At 44.8% G+C, this 18,157-nt stretch carries 15 protein-coding genes; 5 read left to right on the top strand and 10 right to left on the bottom strand.

The genetic code is table 11. The features are described 5' to 3' along the window. Positions 1 to 39: 39 nt before the first annotated feature. Both LZG94_RS09070 and LZG94_RS09065 read right to left on the bottom strand, forming a co-directional pair. The gene (locus LZG94_RS09070) at positions 40 to 501 is read right to left on the bottom strand and encodes a hypothetical protein (protein WP_233791595.1); all 462 of its coding nucleotides are present in this window, start codon (positions 499 to 501) and stop codon (positions 40 to 42) included. Between the two features lie 140 nt (positions 502 to 641). Next, positions 642 to 1,022: a helix-turn-helix domain-containing protein gene (locus LZG94_RS09065; protein WP_233791594.1), complete on the bottom strand. Its 381-nt coding sequence runs from the start codon at positions 1,020 to 1,022 to the stop codon at positions 642 to 644. Between the two features lie 98 nt (positions 1,023 to 1,120). Between LZG94_RS09065 and LZG94_RS09060 the strand changes: the two genes are divergently transcribed. Beyond that, positions 1,121 to 1,861 (top strand): 3-oxoacyl-ACP reductase family protein, encoded by a 741-nt coding sequence (locus LZG94_RS09060; protein WP_233791593.1) that lies wholly within the window; start codon positions 1,121 to 1,123, stop codon positions 1,859 to 1,861. 13 nt (positions 1,862 to 1,874) lie between these two features. Here the strand turns inward: LZG94_RS09060 and LZG94_RS09055 are convergent, their stop codons facing one another. Further along, positions 1,875 to 4,004 carry a type IA DNA topoisomerase gene (locus LZG94_RS09055; RefSeq protein WP_233791592.1) on the bottom strand — a complete coding sequence of 710 codons (2,130 nt, stop codon included), beginning with the start codon at positions 4,002 to 4,004 and terminating at the stop codon, positions 1,875 to 1,877. An 86-nt stretch (positions 4,005 to 4,090) separates the two neighbouring features. Here LZG94_RS09055 and LZG94_RS09050 point away from each other — a divergent pair, with 86 nt between their 5' ends. From LZG94_RS09050 to LZG94_RS09040, 3 genes are all read left to right on the top strand, one after another. Next, positions 4,091 to 4,711, top strand: coding sequence for a hypothetical protein (locus LZG94_RS09050; RefSeq protein ID WP_233791591.1), 621 nt, complete (start codon positions 4,091 to 4,093; stop codon positions 4,709 to 4,711). 159 nt (positions 4,712 to 4,870) lie between these two features. Then, a complete protein-coding gene (locus LZG94_RS09045; RefSeq protein ID WP_233791590.1) occupies positions 4,871 to 5,254 on the top strand; it encodes a hypothetical protein in 384 nt (127 codons plus the stop codon). Positions 5,255 to 5,267: 13 nt separating this feature from the next. Further along, the gene (locus tag LZG94_RS09040) at positions 5,268 to 6,209 is read left to right on the top strand and encodes a cytochrome-c peroxidase (RefSeq protein ID WP_233791589.1); all 942 of its coding nucleotides are present in this window, start codon (positions 5,268 to 5,270) and stop codon (positions 6,207 to 6,209) included. Positions 6,210 to 6,329: 120 nt separating this feature from the next. Here the strand turns inward: LZG94_RS09040 and LZG94_RS09035 are convergent, their stop codons facing one another. Both LZG94_RS09035 and LZG94_RS09030 read right to left on the bottom strand, forming a co-directional pair. Further along, positions 6,330 to 6,938 carry a dihydrofolate reductase family protein gene (locus LZG94_RS09035; RefSeq protein ID WP_233791588.1) on the bottom strand — a complete coding sequence of 203 codons (609 nt, stop codon included), beginning with the start codon at positions 6,936 to 6,938 and terminating at the stop codon, positions 6,330 to 6,332. A gap of 181 nt (positions 6,939 to 7,119) precedes the next feature. Then, the gene (locus LZG94_RS09030; RefSeq protein WP_233791587.1) at positions 7,120 to 10,425 is read right to left on the bottom strand and encodes a response regulator; all 3,306 of its coding nucleotides are present in this window, start codon (positions 10,423 to 10,425) and stop codon (positions 7,120 to 7,122) included. Between the two features lie 542 nt (positions 10,426 to 10,967). On the opposite strand from LZG94_RS09030, the gene LZG94_RS09025 reads away from it, so the two are divergent. Next, positions 10,968 to 11,312, top strand: coding sequence for a DUF1801 domain-containing protein (locus LZG94_RS09025; RefSeq protein ID WP_233791586.1), 345 nt, complete (start codon positions 10,968 to 10,970; stop codon positions 11,310 to 11,312). Between the two features lie 179 nt (positions 11,313 to 11,491). Here the strand turns inward: LZG94_RS09025 and LZG94_RS09020 are convergent, their stop codons facing one another. The 5 genes from LZG94_RS09020 to LZG94_RS09000 form a co-directional block, all read right to left on the bottom strand. Beyond that, complete coding sequence (locus tag LZG94_RS09020) at positions 11,492 to 12,361, bottom strand: AraC family transcriptional regulator (RefSeq protein ID WP_233791585.1); 870 nt, start codon at positions 12,359 to 12,361, stop codon at positions 11,492 to 11,494. Next, a complete protein-coding gene (locus tag LZG94_RS09015; RefSeq protein ID WP_233791584.1) occupies positions 12,361 to 13,257 on the bottom strand; it encodes a helix-turn-helix domain-containing protein in 897 nt (298 codons plus the stop codon). The genes LZG94_RS09020 and LZG94_RS09015 overlap by 1 nt, the downstream gene beginning before the upstream one ends. 31 nt (positions 13,258 to 13,288) lie before the next feature. Beyond that, positions 13,289 to 13,987 (bottom strand): hypothetical protein, encoded by a 699-nt coding sequence (locus LZG94_RS09010; protein WP_233791583.1) that lies wholly within the window; start codon positions 13,985 to 13,987, stop codon positions 13,289 to 13,291. 289 nt (positions 13,988 to 14,276) lie between these two features. Further along, positions 14,277 to 15,656 (bottom strand): sigma-54 dependent transcriptional regulator, encoded by a 1,380-nt coding sequence (locus LZG94_RS09005; protein WP_233791582.1) that lies wholly within the window; start codon positions 15,654 to 15,656, stop codon positions 14,277 to 14,279. Next, positions 15,646 to 17,937, bottom strand: coding sequence for a histidine kinase dimerization/phosphoacceptor domain -containing protein (locus LZG94_RS09000; RefSeq protein WP_233791581.1), 2,292 nt, complete (start codon positions 17,935 to 17,937; stop codon positions 15,646 to 15,648). The genes LZG94_RS09005 and LZG94_RS09000 overlap by 11 nt, the downstream gene beginning before the upstream one ends. Positions 17,938 to 18,157: the final 220 nt, after the last annotated feature.

Below are 18,157 nucleotides of genomic sequence, written 5' to 3'. Positions count from 1 at the left end.
AAGCCGCGCATTTAAAGCGAGCTGAAATACCTGTACGAGTCACTGTGGCTGCCAGTGCCCGATCCAATGCTGGCAGACCTTTTCGTCCGTAAAAAACTGCTCGTTACTGCTGCTGTACAATGCCTGATATTTCTCTATCTTGGTGGCGTCATGATGACAATGCACGGCAGCGACGCACTGGACATTCCGTTTTTTCCTGATCACTATTTGCCCGGCTTCTTCCGGAAACATGGCGGTATACCCGACTTTCCAGCCGTATTCGGCGAGGGTAAGGGGAATAATGTTGCGGAAATATTTGTGCGCATCCAGGTTAGCCGCATTAAAACCGTTCAGATTGACGAAGATTTTAAATGTACCTGAGTCTTCAACCTTACTCAGGGCTATCTGTAAAGTTTGCTCCCACTGAATTACATCGTCTATTTCCATATCACCGCTAATCTGTGTAATGATCAGTCGGTGAGCGGGATACCATTCGCTGCATATAGTTTTAGATGCTATCATTCAGATTCAGTCTTGTAGTGTGAAGCTATAATTGCACCGATCCTATTTTCGTTCTGGATGGCGACAAAAAGCGCTAAATCGTCGACAAGTGAAGTTTGTTGACAAATCGGCGGATAGCTAAGGCATTTCATTACTCCCTTCTAAACCGCCGCCTCGTCCCCCACCCGTTTCTGGCTCAAACTCCTGTGCATATTTCCCCAATCCGACATCGAAGCAATCACCGATTGCATGGACAAGCCGAGTTCGGTCATTTCATATTCTACCCGCGGCGGCACCTCGGGGAATACCTGTCGCCGGATAATACCGTCACTTTCCAGTTCGCGGAGCTGGGCTACCAGCATTCTTTCTGAAATTCCTTCGATTGACTTTTTCAACTCGCCGTAACGCATCGTGCCGTGCATGAGCCGGCAGAGGATCGCGGGCTTCCAGCGGCCGCCCAGCACACCGAGTGTGTACGCCATACCGCAGCTGTCGCTTATCATTTTTTCGTTCAAAGCATTCGTGGATGTCTCTTTTCTCATTTCTTACTTTTTTGTTGGTACCTAACAATCTGCTGCTTGCTTACAAATATAAAGCAATCCCCTTAGGTTTGCATTGCATTTAAAAACAAAGTGTTTACATGAAAAAGTTAGAAAATAAAATAGCATTAGTAACCGGTGGAAGCCGTGGAATAGGCGCTGCGATTGTGCGCCGCCTTGCGGCCGAAGGTGCCAAAGTAGCATTCACTTATACAAGTTCCGCTGAAAAGTCAGAGGCGCTTGTCGCCGAAATAACAGGAGCAGGTGGCCAGGCAGTAGCCATTGCGGCAGACAATAAAAATTCCGAAGATGTAGCAGGCGCCGTGCGCAAAACGGTGGAGGCTTTTGGAGGACTGGATATTCTGGTAAACAATGCCGGCATTTACATCGGAAAAGATTTTGCCGAACATACTACTGATGAGTACGACCAGGTAATGGATGTGAATGTAAAGGCGGTTTTTGTAGCGGCCCTGGAAGCCGTAAAGCACCTACAAGCGGGCGGGCGTATCATCACAATCGGCAGCAACATTGCGGATAATGCACTCAAACCACAGACTACGTTGTATACGATGAGCAAATCGGCATTGCAGGGTTTCACCCGCGGGCTGGCGCGCGACCTAGGCCCAAAAGGAATTACGGTTACCCTCGTGCAACCCGGCCCGATCGACACGGATATGAACCCGGCGAGTGGAGACCTGGCCGACTTTCTGCGAAGCCAAATGGCTATCCCCAGCTATGGCACGGGCGAAGATATTGCGGGCTTGGTAGCGTTTCTGGCGAGTGAGGAAGGCAAATACATTACCGGCTCGTGGGTTACCGTCGACGGCGGGTTAAATGCCTGATGCAGAGTCAGGTTTAGCCCACTTCGAAGTTGAAATCACCGTTCATAACCAGCTTTGCATCCGTGGTTTCAGGATTTCCGGGAATTTGCAGGCCTTTTATTTTAGCCGTTTTTCCTTTACTCAGCAAGTCGTAAAAATGCTTGTCGGTAAGTTTTTTACCTAAAAATTCATACGGGATCTTGAAACCGCAAACCTGGAAATTGGAGCAACCGTAAGCTGTTTTTCCTTTTTTGAGTAAATGTTCCTTGCATTTGGGACAAGTCAGCGATTCGATGCTAATCTCTTCTTTTGGCTCCCTGGGTTTGGCCGGTTTTTTCTCTTTCACTTCTTTTTCAACCTCCACGGGCGGCGCTTCTTCGGCAATGCTGATCGCGCGCCCGCGGTTGTTTTTTACTTCCTGCGTCAGGTCAACCACCATTTGGATCAGCTCCTGCTTAAAGGTTTCCATCGAATATTCACCTTTTTCGATCAATCGCAACTTTCTCTCCCAGTTTCCAGTAAGTTCCGCACTTTTCAGCAACTCATTTTGAATGGTATCGATCAGGTCAATACCTGTTTGCGTAGCGAAAATATTTTTCTTTTTCTTCTCTATATACCGCCTTTTAAAAAGCGTTTCAATGATGTTCGCGCGTGTTGAGGGTCGACCTATTCCATTGTCTTTCAGCAACTCACGCATTTCTTCGTCTTCCACTTGCTTCCCTGCGGTTTCCATCGCGCGCAGCAAAGTTGCTTCGGTGTAGGCTTTGGGCGGTGTTGTTTTTCCCTGATGCACGCGCGGCTCGTGCGGGCCCCGTTCCCCTACTTCAAAGTTCGGCATCAGCTTCTCCTCTTCTGCGGCTTCTTTTTTGGCGCTGGCATCATTGGCATAAACCGCCCGCCAGCCCGGTTCAAGGATTTGTTTCCCGGTTGCTTTAAATTCCACCTGCCCGACTGTCCCCAAAACGGTAGTATTCGAAACTTTACATTCAGGATAAAATACAGCGATAAATCGGCGCACAATCAAATCATAAATGCGTTTTTCATCCTGACTAATATGGTTAGGCAGTACGCCGGTCGGGATAATGGCGTGGTGATCGGTTACTTTTTTATCGTCAAAAACCGCTTTGGATTTGGGGATCGGCTTTTCTAAAAGCGGCGCGGTATATTGGGCATAATAGGTCAATTCTCTTAAAATCCCCTCCATTTTCGGATGCAGATCTTCCGAAAGATAAGTGGTATCCACCCTGGGGTAAGTCACAAACTTCTTTTCGTAGAGATTTTGAATGTGTTTTAATGTATCCTCCGCCGAGTAGCCGTATTTTTTGTTCGCCTCAACCTGCAATGAAGTGAGGTCAAATAGCTTGGGGTTTCCTTCTTTTCCTTCTTTCTTTTCAAATGAGGTGATTTCAAAATCGTGCTGCACCAGATATGCGAGGCCTTTATTTGCTTTTTCCTCACTTCTGATCCGGTCAATGGTCGCTGTGAATTCTGTTTCGCGGTAAATTGTTTTCAACTCCCAATATTCTTCTGAAACGAATGCATTGATCTCCTTTTGCCGCTGCACGATCAGGGCGAGCGTCGGCGTTTGCACGCGACCGATGCTCAATACTACCTTTCCCTGCCCGAATTTTTTGGTAAAAAGCCGCGTCGCATTCATGCCGAGCAGCCAGTCGCCGATCGCGCGCGCACTGCCGGCTGCATATAAGTTGTTGTAAAGCGCGCTGTCTTTGAGTTTTTCAAATCCCTCGCGAATAGCCTGCTCGGTCAGGGAGGAAATCCACAGGCGTTTTACAGGTACGCTACATTTGGCTTTCAGCAATACCCAGCGCTGGATCAGCTCGCCCTCCTGCCCCGCATCGCCGCAATTAATCACTTCTTCACATTTGCTGATCAAGCTTTCAATCACGGCAAACTGCTTCATCGCGCCCGCATTATCAATAAGCTTGATGCCAAAGCTCGACGGGATCATCGGCAAGTCTTCCAGCCGCCACGATTTCCACCGCTCGGTGTAGTCGTGGGGCTCTTTTAAAGTACAAAAATGCCCGAACGTCCAGGTTACCTGATATCCATTTCCTTCATAATAACCGTCCCTGCGCTGATTGGCCCCGATAATTCCTGCAATGTCTTTGGCTACGCTTGGCTTTTCGGCAATACACACTTTCATGCTGCAAACTTACTCGATTGACCGGCAAAGTCGATAAAAACACATTAAAATTGGCCAGAGCCTTTTTGATTGAATCTTTAATATGCATGAAGTCGCTGCTCAGTCAAATCCGGCAGGTATATTTGGAAAAACTTGGCATACCTGCCGAACTGAGATCGTCGATGAAAAAAGCTTTTACTTCAATTCTTATCATAATAGTAACGATTGCCCTGGTCTGGGCGCTGATCCATTTTATTGGAATGAAGGGTTTTCTATTCGCATGGACGCTCAACTTCCTGTTGATGGGGTGTACATTTACTTTTACCGAAACCCTAAAAAGCCCGTTAGCTTCTCCCTATTTTAATGATCGAACATGGGAGCGAAAAGGGAAGATATACGAGTCTGTCGGTGTCAATCTGTACAGGAAATTATTGGTCTGGACTGGTTGGGAAAAATTGAACAAAAAAGCTAACCCAATCGAAAAAAACAACGCTGCCCTGACGCACCTGCATTACCAGACGAAAAAGTCCGAGTTGGGACATTTGATCATTCTGATTATCGTTCTGGGACTTAATATCTTCGTAGCATTCAAATACGGAGTTCGCGAATCGCTGTCGTTGCTGGTACTTAATATACTACTCAACCTCTACCCTATCCTACTCCAACGGTACAACCGGCCGCGGATAGAAAGAGCTATGGGACTGAGCAGGCGAAAATCAGGGTTTTGATTTTCCGTCACAACGGAGCGTTAAATGGTCAATCTGTTACTGCAACCGCGTTTCCGCTAAGATTGACACGTTTTCAAATGTATCTGCAACAAATTCAAATTCCGGTTTTGGTCTGATAGCCGAGCTTTGTGATAGTCTTAATCACAAAATTCGATACTGATGAAAAACGCTTTCACATGGCTGGGTTGCCTCGCTGTTCTTTTAACAATAGTCTCTTTCATAAGCGCCCAGGATCCTATTGTGGGACGCTGGCAGCGGATACAAAAATCGCCCGATGGCGACATTAACCTAATATTTGTTTTCCGTGCCGACAGTACGTACGACGGGATTGTGAATGGAAAAGCATTCACCACCGGGCGTTATTTTATTAAAAATGACATAATAAGCGTTTCCGACAATGGCTGTAATCTGGCTTACTACGGGACTTACAAGCTCAAATATTACGCTCAGGACTCGCTGCTCTTTACCGCCATTTCCGACACCTGCAAAGAGCGCTATCAGGGCGCAAACGGTTTAGCCTGCAAGAAGTTGCCTAAAAAGTAACCTCTCTATTCCCGTGAAAGCAAAAATAGTCTTTCTGATCTGCGCTGTTCCGCTGCTTTTCATCCGCAGTGTCATGCATGAACCTGAGCCGGCCACTTCCCTGGAATTAGGAAAACGGCTGTTCTTTGATCCCATCTTATCGGGAAATCGAACGATTAGCTGCGGCTCTTGTCATAAAGAAAATTTGGCATTTGCAGATTCCGTGGCGGTGAGTCCGGGCGTGAATGGTCGGCTAGGGACAAGGAATACGCCTTCGGCCATGAACATGCGTTTTCAGGAAAGTTTTTTCTGGGATGGAAGGGCTACTACCTTGGAACAGCAGGTGCTGATTCCTATTGAGAATCCGGTCGAGATGGATTTGCCGGTGGATTCGGCGATTGCCCGCCTAAACACCGATGCATTTTACCGGCAATCTTTTTTGCGCATATTCAAAGAGCTGCCGTCCAAAAGCAATTTGGCCAAAGCACTTTCTGATTTTGAACGCTCGCTGGAAACGAGTGACAGTCCGTTTGACGACTGGCGCGTTAACGACAATGAGGAAGCAGTGAGCGCGTCGGCAAAGAGAGGATTCAAGCTATTCAATACCAAAGCCAAATGCATTCAATGTCACTTCGGACCCGATTTCAATAATGTCGAGTTCAGGAATATTGGTCTATTCGATGGCAAAATGCACGTTGACAGCGGCCGGTCGGCAATTTCTCATCGTGCGTCCGATCTGGGTAAATTTAAGATCGGCTCTTTGAGAAACATTGCGATTACAGCGCCTTACATGCACAATGGGATGTTTAAGACATTAAAAGAAGTCATTGACTACTACGATAATCCCGAGGCTGTCATTCCCAACAGCATGAACCGGGATACGATATTGACTGGCACATTGCAGCTTACCGACGCTGAAAAAGCAGACATTGAGAGTTTCCTGATCTCTTTAACAGACAGGCGGTTTCTGAAATGAAAAGTAACGATTTTTCAACAGGCTGATGTCCAAGTGTTGAAATCAATCAAACCACAGAAATATAGAAGAATCGGGTATTATATGTTGACAGCGATTGGCGTGGCTGCCGTACGCTTTATACTACAAAGCGAATGAACCGATTGGAATCTCTCCATTGGCCTCAAAGGAAGTAATGATTACACCGGTCGTGGAAATTGCATGGCTGACAAGTTTGAAGTTAGATGGAACTGTCCCGTTCCCAAAAAGTCTCTTTCCTTTTCCAATAACAAGAGGATAGATCCAAATATTCATTTGATCAATTAGTCCGTGTTGTAACAAAGATTGTATCAGGTTTGAGCTACCATGAACTTGCAAGTCAATTCCATCGGTTGATTTGAGGCTTTTTATCTGGTCAATTGTATCTTGATTGAGCAACACTGTATTTTCCCAGCTTGCATTGGTTAAAGTATCTGTTGCCACATATTTGTTGATCCGATTAAACATGTCAGCCGTGGGATCATCTTTCAGCAGTGGCCAATGAGCTGCGAAAATCTCGTAGGTAACACGGCCCAATAAAAGATCATACGGATTTTTCATAGCTTCTATCATCGCGTCGTTCATAATATGATCCCATTGTGTGACCGACCAGCCGCCATATTCAAATCCGCTATCCGTATCTTCATCCGGGCCACCTGGCGCCTGCATTACACCATCCAAAGTCATGAAGGTGTTTGTAATAATTTTTCTCATTTCGCTATGTAATGTTATTGACGGAGCAATATTACGGCAGAAGCTTAAAGGACGCTGGGTGCAATAACGACTATTAAAAGGGGGTAATACGACAATACCAACGCATCATCCAAAATGAATCAATTCCATCTCTGAGTCAGCACTTTCCTTGTGACGAAACGCACAACGGGTTAAGCCACTATCAAACGTTAAGGAACCTTTCGAATACTGCCCAAATTGCGTCCTTAACGAAGGGTTTTGGAATAAAATCATCCATACCGGCAGCAAGACACTTTTCCTTTTCCCCCAACACATTTCCAGCAGTCAGCGCAACAATAGGCACCTTGCTTGCACCTGGCAGCTCTCTAATCAATGAAGTGGCTTCATATCCGTTCATCAGCGGCATTTGAATATCCATGAAGATTAAGTCTGGCAATTGCTGCTGACAGAGCTCAAGTGCCTCCTTCCCGTTGACAGCTTCCAGTACCGTTGCATTAATAGCCAGTTTTTTGATTACCGCTTTGGCCAGCAACATGTTGATAAGATGGTCTTCGGCAACAAGGATAGTTAGCTCCTTTGTGGTCAGCTGCTGTTCCGTGTGCCCGGTGGCGTCGGGGCTTTTGATTTCACTTTGTGAAAGATTGAACAGGGAATGCGAGATATCTGCCAATTTTATGGGCTTCATAAGCCGCGAATTGATCTGTAGTGCCTGACAAGCGTTCGAAACCGTTGCATCATCTGCGGAGCCGCTCAATAAAATGATGGGCAGATTTGTGCTGGAATAAGCTTTCCGGATTTTACCTGCCGCTTCGAGGCCGTCCAGGTCGGGCATATGGTAATCCATAAATACAGCATCATACGTGGCGCCGCCTGCAAGCTTTTCCAAAGCTTGCAGGCCACTTGCTGCCTGCTCTGATCTGATCCCCAGTTGGTCAAGCATTCGCTCCAATAGTTGCCGGCTTTTTTTGTTGTCATCCACGATGAGTACTTTATCCATGGCTACCAAGACCGGAGTGGCAACAGCCGCAGGTTGCTCGGATTTCATAGTCAGGTCAAAGTACAAGGTGCTGCCCACACCATGAACACTTTCCAGTTGTAAGCTACAGCCCATTAATGCGAGTAACTGGTTAGATATTGCCAGCCCTAGCCCGGTTCCTCCATATTTTTTTGTTGTCGAGCCATCTTCCTGCAGAAACGCCTGAAAAATCTTCGCCTTCTTTTCTTCGCGGATACCAATCCCTGTATCACGCACGATAAACCTGCACGTGATGGCATCACTATTGAGGGGTGCATAGTCTAAAATCTCTATTTTCAGTTCAATCTCCCCACTTTCAGTGAACTTGGCAGCGTTGCTAAGCAGATTAATAAGAACCTGTTTTAACCTGATATCGTCCACCCATACAAATTGGGGAAGGCATGCCGGGATATCCAGCAGCATTTCAAGTCCTTTGCTTTGCACCTGAAATGAAATCATGTCAACCGTTTGAGCGGCAATTTCATAGATATCATATTTATTGACGTCGAGTTCCAGCTTCCCTGCTTCAATCTTTGAAAAGTCCAGGATATCATTGATGATGCTCAGCAACGTGTTAGCAGACTGGTGTACAAATCCCAGATATTGCTTCTGGGTATCATTCAAATGTGTTTTAAGGACCAAGTCCGTAAAGCCGATCACACCATTCAACGGAGTCCGTATTTCATGGCTCATGTTGGCCAGAAACTCAGACTTGGCAACGTTAGCCTGCTCGGCCAGTTCCCTGGCTTGTTTTAGCTCCTGACGGTGAAGTTCTACTTCTGTTACATCATAAGTAAGTGTGATAATGCCGCCAATGCTGGCATCAAACTGGTACCACGGCCATACTTCCCATGACAGGTACCTGTCGTGCTCCCACCCCTCCGGCCTGAATACCCGGTCCCCTTTTTGCATTCCCTTGCCTGTGAGTGCATGCTGATGAATATCCTTCCACTGCTGGCTCATATCTGCGAACACTTCATACGGACTCATCCCTATAACCTCGCTGCTGGACAAGCCATATTCCTGTTCCCATTTGCGGCTGACAGCCAGGTACCGGACATCATTATCTAGCATCGCTACAACCGCTGGTATATGCTCAACGAAAGCCAGCAGCCGCCCTTGTTGTATGCTGAGTTGTTCTTTAGTATAAGCAATTTGAAGGTCTGCTTTTTTCTTTTCGTCAATATCCTGAACAATCCCGTAAAGCTTCATGCAACGGCCCTTGACAAACTCTGCATTCATAACAACCCTTATCCATCGCTCCTCCATATTACCGACAACGATCTGTACTTCAATGCTTTGGGCCGTACCATGCTCAATTGCATCACTCATAGCCTTTTCCACCTTTCGCCTGCTGTCGCCTGCTTTATAAAGCCTCATCACATTGCCGATAGATAGGCTCAGGTTAGGATCCTGCTGGTAAATTTGCATGGCTAATTCAGACCAGTAAAATTCCTTTTCGGCCAGGTTAAATTCCCATCCACCTGCTCCCGCTATCAGACTGGTTTGCATGAGCATCTGCTGCGTTCTTTGCAATTCCTTGGCCTGGTTATGACTTTGGGTGATGTCAATGCAGTTACCGACAACGTACCCGTAACCATTCTCATCCATAACCAATGCATTACGGTAACTCCATATAACATGATGCCCATCCTTGTGCGTGGTAGTCATCAAGCCACTAGATTTCCCTGTCTGCCTGATCTGCTGTAAATAAGCTTTTAAACCTTCCCGATGTTTAATCGGCGTTACATCCAGCAAATTCATTCCTAAAAACTGCTCAACGTCATAGCCTAAAAGTCCTGCTCCATCTGAATTGACTGCCGTGAAATTGCCATTCAAATCATGCGTACACATCAGCCCCTGTGAGCTCTCAAAAAACGATTTAAGCTTTTCTTCACTACTATTTGATATATCTGCGATGATATCACGGCTATGTTGGCTTTGATGATTTTGAAAGCCGTGATTAATCTTCTTGTTAGCCACCATCAATGTCATTACCTGCGAGGCAATAAGCTGAAGGGAATTATGCTGTAATAATGAAAGACTTCGAACTTTATGGTCCAGCACACAGACGGCACCTAGTGGTTGCCCCGCAGGATCAATCAATGGGTAACCCGCATAAGACCTCAGGCCAGGGTTCTCGGCCAGTAATTCATTCTTATTAAACCGTTCGTCGAGGCTAATATCTGCAATCTCAAAAATTGATCCGTGCAGCATCGTAAACTGGCAAATGGAGGTATTCCGTGCCATTTCACTTATGCGTGTGCCCCGGCTTGATAAAACCCATTGCTTGTTCTGGTCGATAATTGTAATCAGACAGACTGCCGCATCACACACCAAACGGGCCAGATCGGCCAAGCTATCAAACTCTTTCCGGCTAATCGCATCTGAAAACGAAAAGCTAAGCAATGCCTCTAACCTATCACTTTCCTGAAAAGCAAATTGTTCGGGTAACTTTATATCTACGTCGGAATTGTATTCACCATGCTCCATCTACTAAAATTACAATTAGTTTCTATCTAACTCAAAACTAATTGTATCCCGCCAGCGCGCCAATATTGTAGCCAGATGGTTACAAAAAACCCTAATGGTCAGGAGCTTACTCCAATAACACCCGGTTATGCCCGATAGTATTACCGGCACAGCGTTGGTGGTCTATCGAAAAGCAAACACCTCGCTTACACGGTAGCGGATAAACGCAAGCATTAATAGACGGTCCATTGAGAAACTCAGTTCTACCCCTCTCTGAATCGGACCGCCAGGCAGTAAAAACCGGGCTATTCCACTTTCTTTAATATCATATGCATTGCACTTGGGTTAGCCGTTTTTCCGCAGTTCGTTGCCTTCATAGCATGGCTGTCTCAAAGTGCTGATATGCAGCAGAAAATAGCCAATGCCCATATGCTTTTTAATATAACCGGTGTCTTGCTTTTCCTGCCTTTGATCCCTTTTGTGGAAAAGCTGTTGAACCGGTTTTTGCCAGAAAAAGAAAAAATTGCCCAACAGGCTCAGCCTTCTGCCTAAAGACCATACTCATGCTCCGTGCTATCGACCAATTCTTTTACGCTAAGTCAGAGCCGGCAAATAGTTGCCTAAATGCATTACGCGCATTTGTTCTAAATTTCAGCCCGAATATAAATGAGACCTGGCGATACGGTATGCCGTTTTATAATGATCATGGAAAAAGGATTTGTTATATCTGGGTCAATAAAAAGACTGGCTGGCCATACTTGGGTATCGTTCATGGTAATCTGGTAGATCATCCCGATTTAATCGCTGAAAATCGTTCAAAAATGAAGATCCTGCCCATTGATCCTAACGAAGATCTTCCAGTAACTACAATTACGGAAATCCTCAATTTGGCTTTAAGTAACGTTTAGACTTGTCGGGAAGGCCGGTTACCGTGACCATTAATGAAAACATTCTTCGTGTTCCTGTGCTCGCCCCACCAGGCTACCCAGTGGGCGCGGTATATCCCTGGTGGATTGCGTTTAACCAAAACCTAATAAATCATCCAGCCAAAGCACTGTATGCTCAGGTTGGATGATTTATAACCATACTACCTATTGCTATCGCCGGCTGGAAGACCTTTCCGGAATTCTGAAAAAGTCTTCCCGGTCTTGGACTTAAAAAATTTGCTGAACTGGGACGGGTCTTCAAAGCCAATTTGAAATGCAATTTCTTTCATACTCAACTGCGAAGTCATAGCAATCCGTTTAGCTTCCAGTATAACTCTTTGATGAATAAAATAACTGGCAGAAAAGCCGGAAGACCGCTTCACAACTTCACTTAAATAGTTGGGAGTGATGGCCAGCTCGTCAGCATATTGGCTAACCAGTTTATAGACAAGGAAACGCTTTTCTAAGAGTTCCTTGAAGCATTCAAAGATCACCTGGCAGTTTGTGGATGAAACGGGTAGCTGAGATAGTTCAGAATGCTTTGAAAAACAACCAATATAGACTTTTAGTAGGCCTTTTAGAATCGCGAATTTTAATAGCTGGTTATCATTATATTCCCAGATCATCTGCCGCACGATCAATTCCACTTCAATCTGAATTTCACCTTTTAGCTGCACAACGGGCACTTCTCTTGATAAATCTGCGGAACCAAATGCCAGGGCGCTATGGGTCTGCTTAAAATCAGGACCAAGAAAATCGGGAGCAAATGCAATTCGGTATCCGGTTATTTCATCGTCTGGATCAAAAATGTGAAGTTGTCCGGGAGACAAATAGTAGAGCGTGTCCTTGGTTATCGGGAAGGTATGCAAATCTACCCTGCAGGTTCCAGTACCTTTCTTTATCCAAATTACTTCGAAGAGTCCGGACTGGGCCTTACAAATCCCTTTTTCAGTGGTGGCTGCCCATTGCTGCCTCCCCAGAAAATTAGCTTCAAAGGGAGGCAGTGGTTGTTTCAGATCGCAGGATGCCATCAGACCATCAATTTTTTATAATCTGAAAAGTTTATCCCTGTCTGAGTACGGAAAAATTTGCTGAAATGCGCAATGTCGGTAAAGCCGACCTGATAGGCAACTTCCTTCATGCTTGCCCGCGAACCCGCAGCAGCCTTTTTGGCAGCCCGGATAACCCTTTGATGGATATGGAAGCTGGCTGTAAATCCGGAAACCCTTTTTATAGCATCACTTAGATAACCGGGAGATACGGCAAGCGCAATAGCATATTCGTTTACACTTTTTTTTGTGACGTAATTCACATCCAGCAATTTTATAAACTCCGAAAACAATTTCTCATCTCCACCTGGAATTGCCTGTGGACACGATGTTATTTCACCGTCACGCAAAAAATAAACGCTAAGAATTTGCAAAAATCCCTTGAAAACTTCCGTTGCATAGTTGAAGCGTGTCTCAATATTTCTGATCACAAGATTCATCACGTTTGCAATACTTTCCTGCATTTCGCCACCAGTCTTGATAACGGGGCATGCTACATGATGATAAGCATAATGCATGGAAAAAGGATACGTTTCTTGTCCGCCAGCGATCAGCACGAAATCTTCCGAAACGGATACCAGAAAGGCTTCAACTTTATGACCAGATAGTAGATCCAGTTGATGACCTGGCAAAAGGCAGAGAAGCCGACTTCCAGTGACAATCCTTTGGTGACCATGTTCTATAACACCCAAACTTCCAGACTTGACCCACACAATTGTAAACCTGCCTTGTAAGTCCGGAATTTGCCACGTGTCGCAAGCATCGGATCTGTAGTGAAATGTTATAGCCAGGGCGCTTTTTTGGGAATCTGATTGCGACCGTTGCAAGTTCCTGTTTCTAAGATGCAATCTTGATGGCGGAGTGAAAAGGTGTTCCATTTTTAAGGGATTTAGATGGTTTGATTAGAAGCTATTTCTTTACCATGTAGGGTAACGACAAGTTTCCTGAAAGCACGCCATACACCTGATAAACACCCAGAATGGGTTTGGAACCATGGTTTTTATGGTCTGCGCCATGGCTCATTTGCATGTAGCAGCTCACTGCGTCAAACTTAAAATCTTTCTGATGGTTCATTCGGAAAGCGGGAACAATTACCCGGATTGCAGCACCCTGCTTTAGGATATTAAAACCCGGTGAATCGAAAAACATGGGCATTCCCGGCGCAGTCTTAGGCAAGGTCACAGCTTTATCTCCCGCCTTAAACTCCTTAACACTGAGGCCACCTGGAACACGCGTGTCCTTACTGAGTACGACCCAATGCGCATGCCATATTATGCCATCATTGTCATACTTTCCGTCGTTGTTCTCATCCCACAGGGGCGTATCGTCCATGTCCGGGTGCGCTGTTATAGCCATTGCGACAATACCTTCAGTTGCGGAAAACCCAATGTCCGTTGATTTTAACGTAGTTGGAAATACGTAAGCAAGCACGGGCGCGCCATTCATGCTTCCCACGGGCGCGGGAACGGTCTTCCCTGCCTGACCTTCAACTTGGATCTCGAAGACCAGGGCGTCATAACGGCTCTCGTACGTTACTTCTGCCGCTTTTACCTTGAAATCAGGGTTATTGTACTTGTCTCCGGGTGCCTGCGCAAAAACGCCTGACATGCTAAAAAAGATTGCTGCGAACGAACTGATACTTTTTTTCATGATAACAATGTTTAACTGATTGGTTTGTCTATTCTTATTAGAATTACGTACCAAACACTAAACAGTTGAAGATCAGTTATTTAAAAAATAATAGATAAGCACAACGCTATCTATATTTCAACAAATCTTGACGCTGCTCATGAAATATCGCTAGCTCTTGCACGAGCCGGCAAATTGTCTGCATAAAATCAACGCTCTGACTTGGGCCAGAGCGTCGCATGAAAACAATAGGTTATGGTGTATTTTCTCAGGGTTTAAACATGATGTTTTTACCGATGCCCAACTTTTTGATGCGGGAATTGAGTGTGGATACATTGATGCCGAGCAGTTCCGCAGCACCATCTTTACCAGAAATCCGTCCGTTGCATCGCCTGAGGATCTCCGTAATATAATCTCTTTCGTTTTCGTCAATGGATTTGATCTTTGCCCCGCTGCCTTCCGCAGAACCGTGTGACCCGTTAACTTCTTCAAATCCGACACGGGAAATGGTATCGCCGGTACACATTAACACACTTCTTTCTACCAGATGCTGCAATTCACGGATATTACCTGGCCAGTCATAGCGTTGCATCTGCAAAGCAGCCTGATCAGAGAATCCAGAAATCCTTTTTTTGAATTTAGATGCGTACATTCTTAGGAAGTGCATCGCAAGGGCCGGAACATCTTCCTTCCGCTCCCTTAACGGCGGGATTCTGATAGGGAACACATTCAGCCTGTAATAAAGATCGATCCTGAATTTACCCTCGGCTACTTCTTTTTCCAGATTGCGGTTCGTTGCCGCAATGACCCTCACATTTACTTTGATGACCGCCTTTCCTCCCACCCGTTCAATTTCCCGCTCTTGAAGTACATGTAACAACTTTACCTGCATGTCCAATGGCATTTCCCCGATCTCGTCCAGAAAAATAGTGCCATTATTAGCGCGTTCAAATTTGCCGATCCGCCGATCAAGTGCGCCGGTGAAGGCGCCCTTCTCATGACCAAAAAGTTCAGACTCGATTAGTGAAGCAGGCAAAGCAGCGCAGTTGACCCTGATGTAAGGCTGCATTTTTCTCGGTGAGAGATTATGGATGCTTTCGGCAATCTTTTCTTTGCCCGTTCCGCTTTCGCCCAAAATCAGCACAGAGATATCAGATGGCGATGCGATAGCTACCTTATCCAAAGCTTCCGACAATGCGGGACTATTCCCAATGATAGATGGAAATGAGGTGCTATGAGGGACCTGGGGAGGTGCAACGGATACGATCGCAGCCATTTTTTGCTCATGCAAATACTGCGCAATATCCAGGGTCACCAGCACATCTTTCTCTCTGAATGGTTTAACAAGAAATCCATACGGCTGCGTACTTTTGGCCGCCTCAAGAATGTCCTTTGTAGAGTTAGCCGAAAGATAGACGAATGCAATATTCTTCTTCCTCAGTACGCGGGCAAGGTCAATTCCCGTCAGATTTCCTTTCAGATAAATGTCCAGCAGTACCAGGTCAGGCTGATCCTGCGAAATAACGTCCAACGCAACAGGCACACTATGGGCAATCGGAAGAACATGATAGCTAGCCCTTTCAAGGATCATTTGCAGGTTATTGGCCTCAATAAATTGGTCTTCAACAATCAGCACTTTAATTTTCATACTCCAAAACTGTCTCTTCTACCCCGATGTTAGTTGCTCTCCTGAATATCTTCTCAATCTCAAAAGTTACAGATACAGATGTCCCCTGATTGCTTACAATGTGCAACTTGCCACCGATCTCATTACTTAGTCCATACATTAATCTGATTCCTAATGAATTCAGTTTCTTCGTCTCGAAATCACTCGGCAGTCCTACGCCATTATCCTCGATTAATAGCTCAAAAAAACCGTCATTAGGCTCTTTTGTGGACACTCTGACCAATCCCTCCTTACCGTCAGGAAACGCGTATTTAATTGCATTGGTTATTGTTTCATTCAGGATCAATCCAATGGGAATTGCTTGGGTGATATCCAGATCAATATCTTCCAAACTAAATTGAAAACGGATCCGCTGCCGTGTGTCAAAGCTATCCTGTAAATAACTGATAACCTCGCGGATGTATGTCTGCATGTTGATCGTCGTGACATTGTCTGTAAGGTATAGCTTCTGATGGATAAGAGACATTGCCTGCACACGGTGCTGGCTGTCCTTTATCGCTGAAAGCGCATCGTTTTTCAGATAAGCTGATTGTGATTCAAGCAAGCTCATGACCGTTTGCAGATTGTTTTTCACCCGGTGATGAATTTCCTTAAGTAGCCATTCCTTTTCTCTGACTACCAGTTCCAGGAACTTGTTTTTCTCAGCGATGATGATACTGCTTTTACGGTTTGTTTGCCAGCGGTTGTACAAAAGAAAGATGAGTGCTAATAGCAATAATACTGCCGCAATTGTGATGTTGTTGGTGATTTTGGTCTTTGCTAACAGCACTTTGTTCAAATCGTTCTCTCTGGTTAGCAACCGGATATTTTCGGCTTTCAATTTAATGTCAGCATCCTTTTTCTCTACTTCAAAACGCACATTGAACATATCTATCTGCTTTTTTCTAGCGTACTCATAGATCGAGTCAGTAGTTGCCTTGTAAACAACATAATGATCTGCCGCTGATTTAAATTTCCCTTGTGCATAAGCGACTTCGTAAGCCATTAAATTGTATTTCTGAAGTTCCTCCCTCGTAACACAACGGCTTTTGAATTTTTCAGCATGTTTCTCAGCTAACGAATAATTCTTTTTCGCAAAATAGTAGTAATACGCGGCCTCGTTTACCCAGCGCTTATCCACCTCGGCAATTTCGTGTTCTTTCAAATAATTAAAAATTTTATCCAGATACAATTTACTTTTAAAGAGATCTCCTTGTCTGGCGTACAGTACACTAATCGTGGCAGGTATATATATTCTGTTTGGAGAAAGATCATTTATGACTGATTCCAAATATGTCAAATAAGTGATATGCTCCTTTAAGTTATTGTTTTGAAGTCTATGTAAGGTCTTTACCAAATTCACAGAAACTATCGCTATGGCAGCAGGATCTTTATTCCCGACAGCAATCGAAATAGACTTTTTAAAATATACATATGCGTTGATATAATCCTCTGCACGATAATATGTCAAACCAAGTCGATTATAGATTGCACAAAGCGCAGAGCTCGTATCGCCCACCGCTAATGCGGTTTTTACAGCCAGCAGCCCATTTTCAACCCCTTCCTCATACATGCCGTATTTACTGTAGAGCGCTCCTAACAAATCATAGACTCCGTGCAATCTCTTATATTTTGCTAACCTATATACCTCTAATGCGCGCTTTAAGTATTGAATTGAAGTTTGGTCTTCTCTCAATAGGCTGTAGAGATCGCCTAATTCCAGGTATCCGTCACCCTGCCATTTATTTTCACCTCCTTTCCTGAACAATTCTATGGCTTCAGCTACAACTTTGATACGGTCATTGATTTGTATCCCATCGTATGGGTCAAAATAATGTCTTTTTTCCATCAGGGCCTTGCCTTCATTTATTGGAGCCTTGACTTTTCTAAAAATGGCAATGGAATAATTTAGTAGTTGCAGTGCCTTCTTCTTGTTACCTCTTTCCTTGAAGATTTGTGAAATCAGAAGAATGGCTTCCCCGTTAAGCAGCTCCGAACGAATCCCTTTACTAATTTGCACAACCATATTAGCGTAATTACCCGCCTTCTGCATATCTGTTGAATCTGATCCGGGTTTCAACAGATAGTGATAACCCAATTGTATGAGGATATTAGCTTTAAGGGAGTCATTATTCTTAGTTTCCCGAAGTTGCTTTTCAAGAGTACTTAAGGGCACCTCTGCATCCTGAGCAACCGAATGAGTTGCAAACAAAATGGCAGTGATGAGACAGAATACAGAGCACAATTTAAAAACCGGCCTCATTTCAATCGTAGGTTAATGGTGGTGTTCGACACCTACGATTTGAGTCATGTCTTTCCGATAAATCGCCGGAAGCATTAAATGTCACAATCAAGGTGTAATATCATTTAAACATAGATACACCACTATTATGCCAAAAGTCAAACATCTGAATGTCAGCTATTTAATAGTATAAGATTTTCATAAATTATCTACATTTCAACAATTGTCGAAATATTTAATG

Source organism: Dyadobacter sp. CY343, assembly GCF_021390335.1.
Lineage (GTDB): Bacteria > Bacteroidota > Bacteroidia > Cytophagales > Spirosomataceae > Dyadobacter.
Note: the sequence above shows the minus strand (reverse complement) of the source record. Positions and strands in the feature narration are given on the sequence as shown.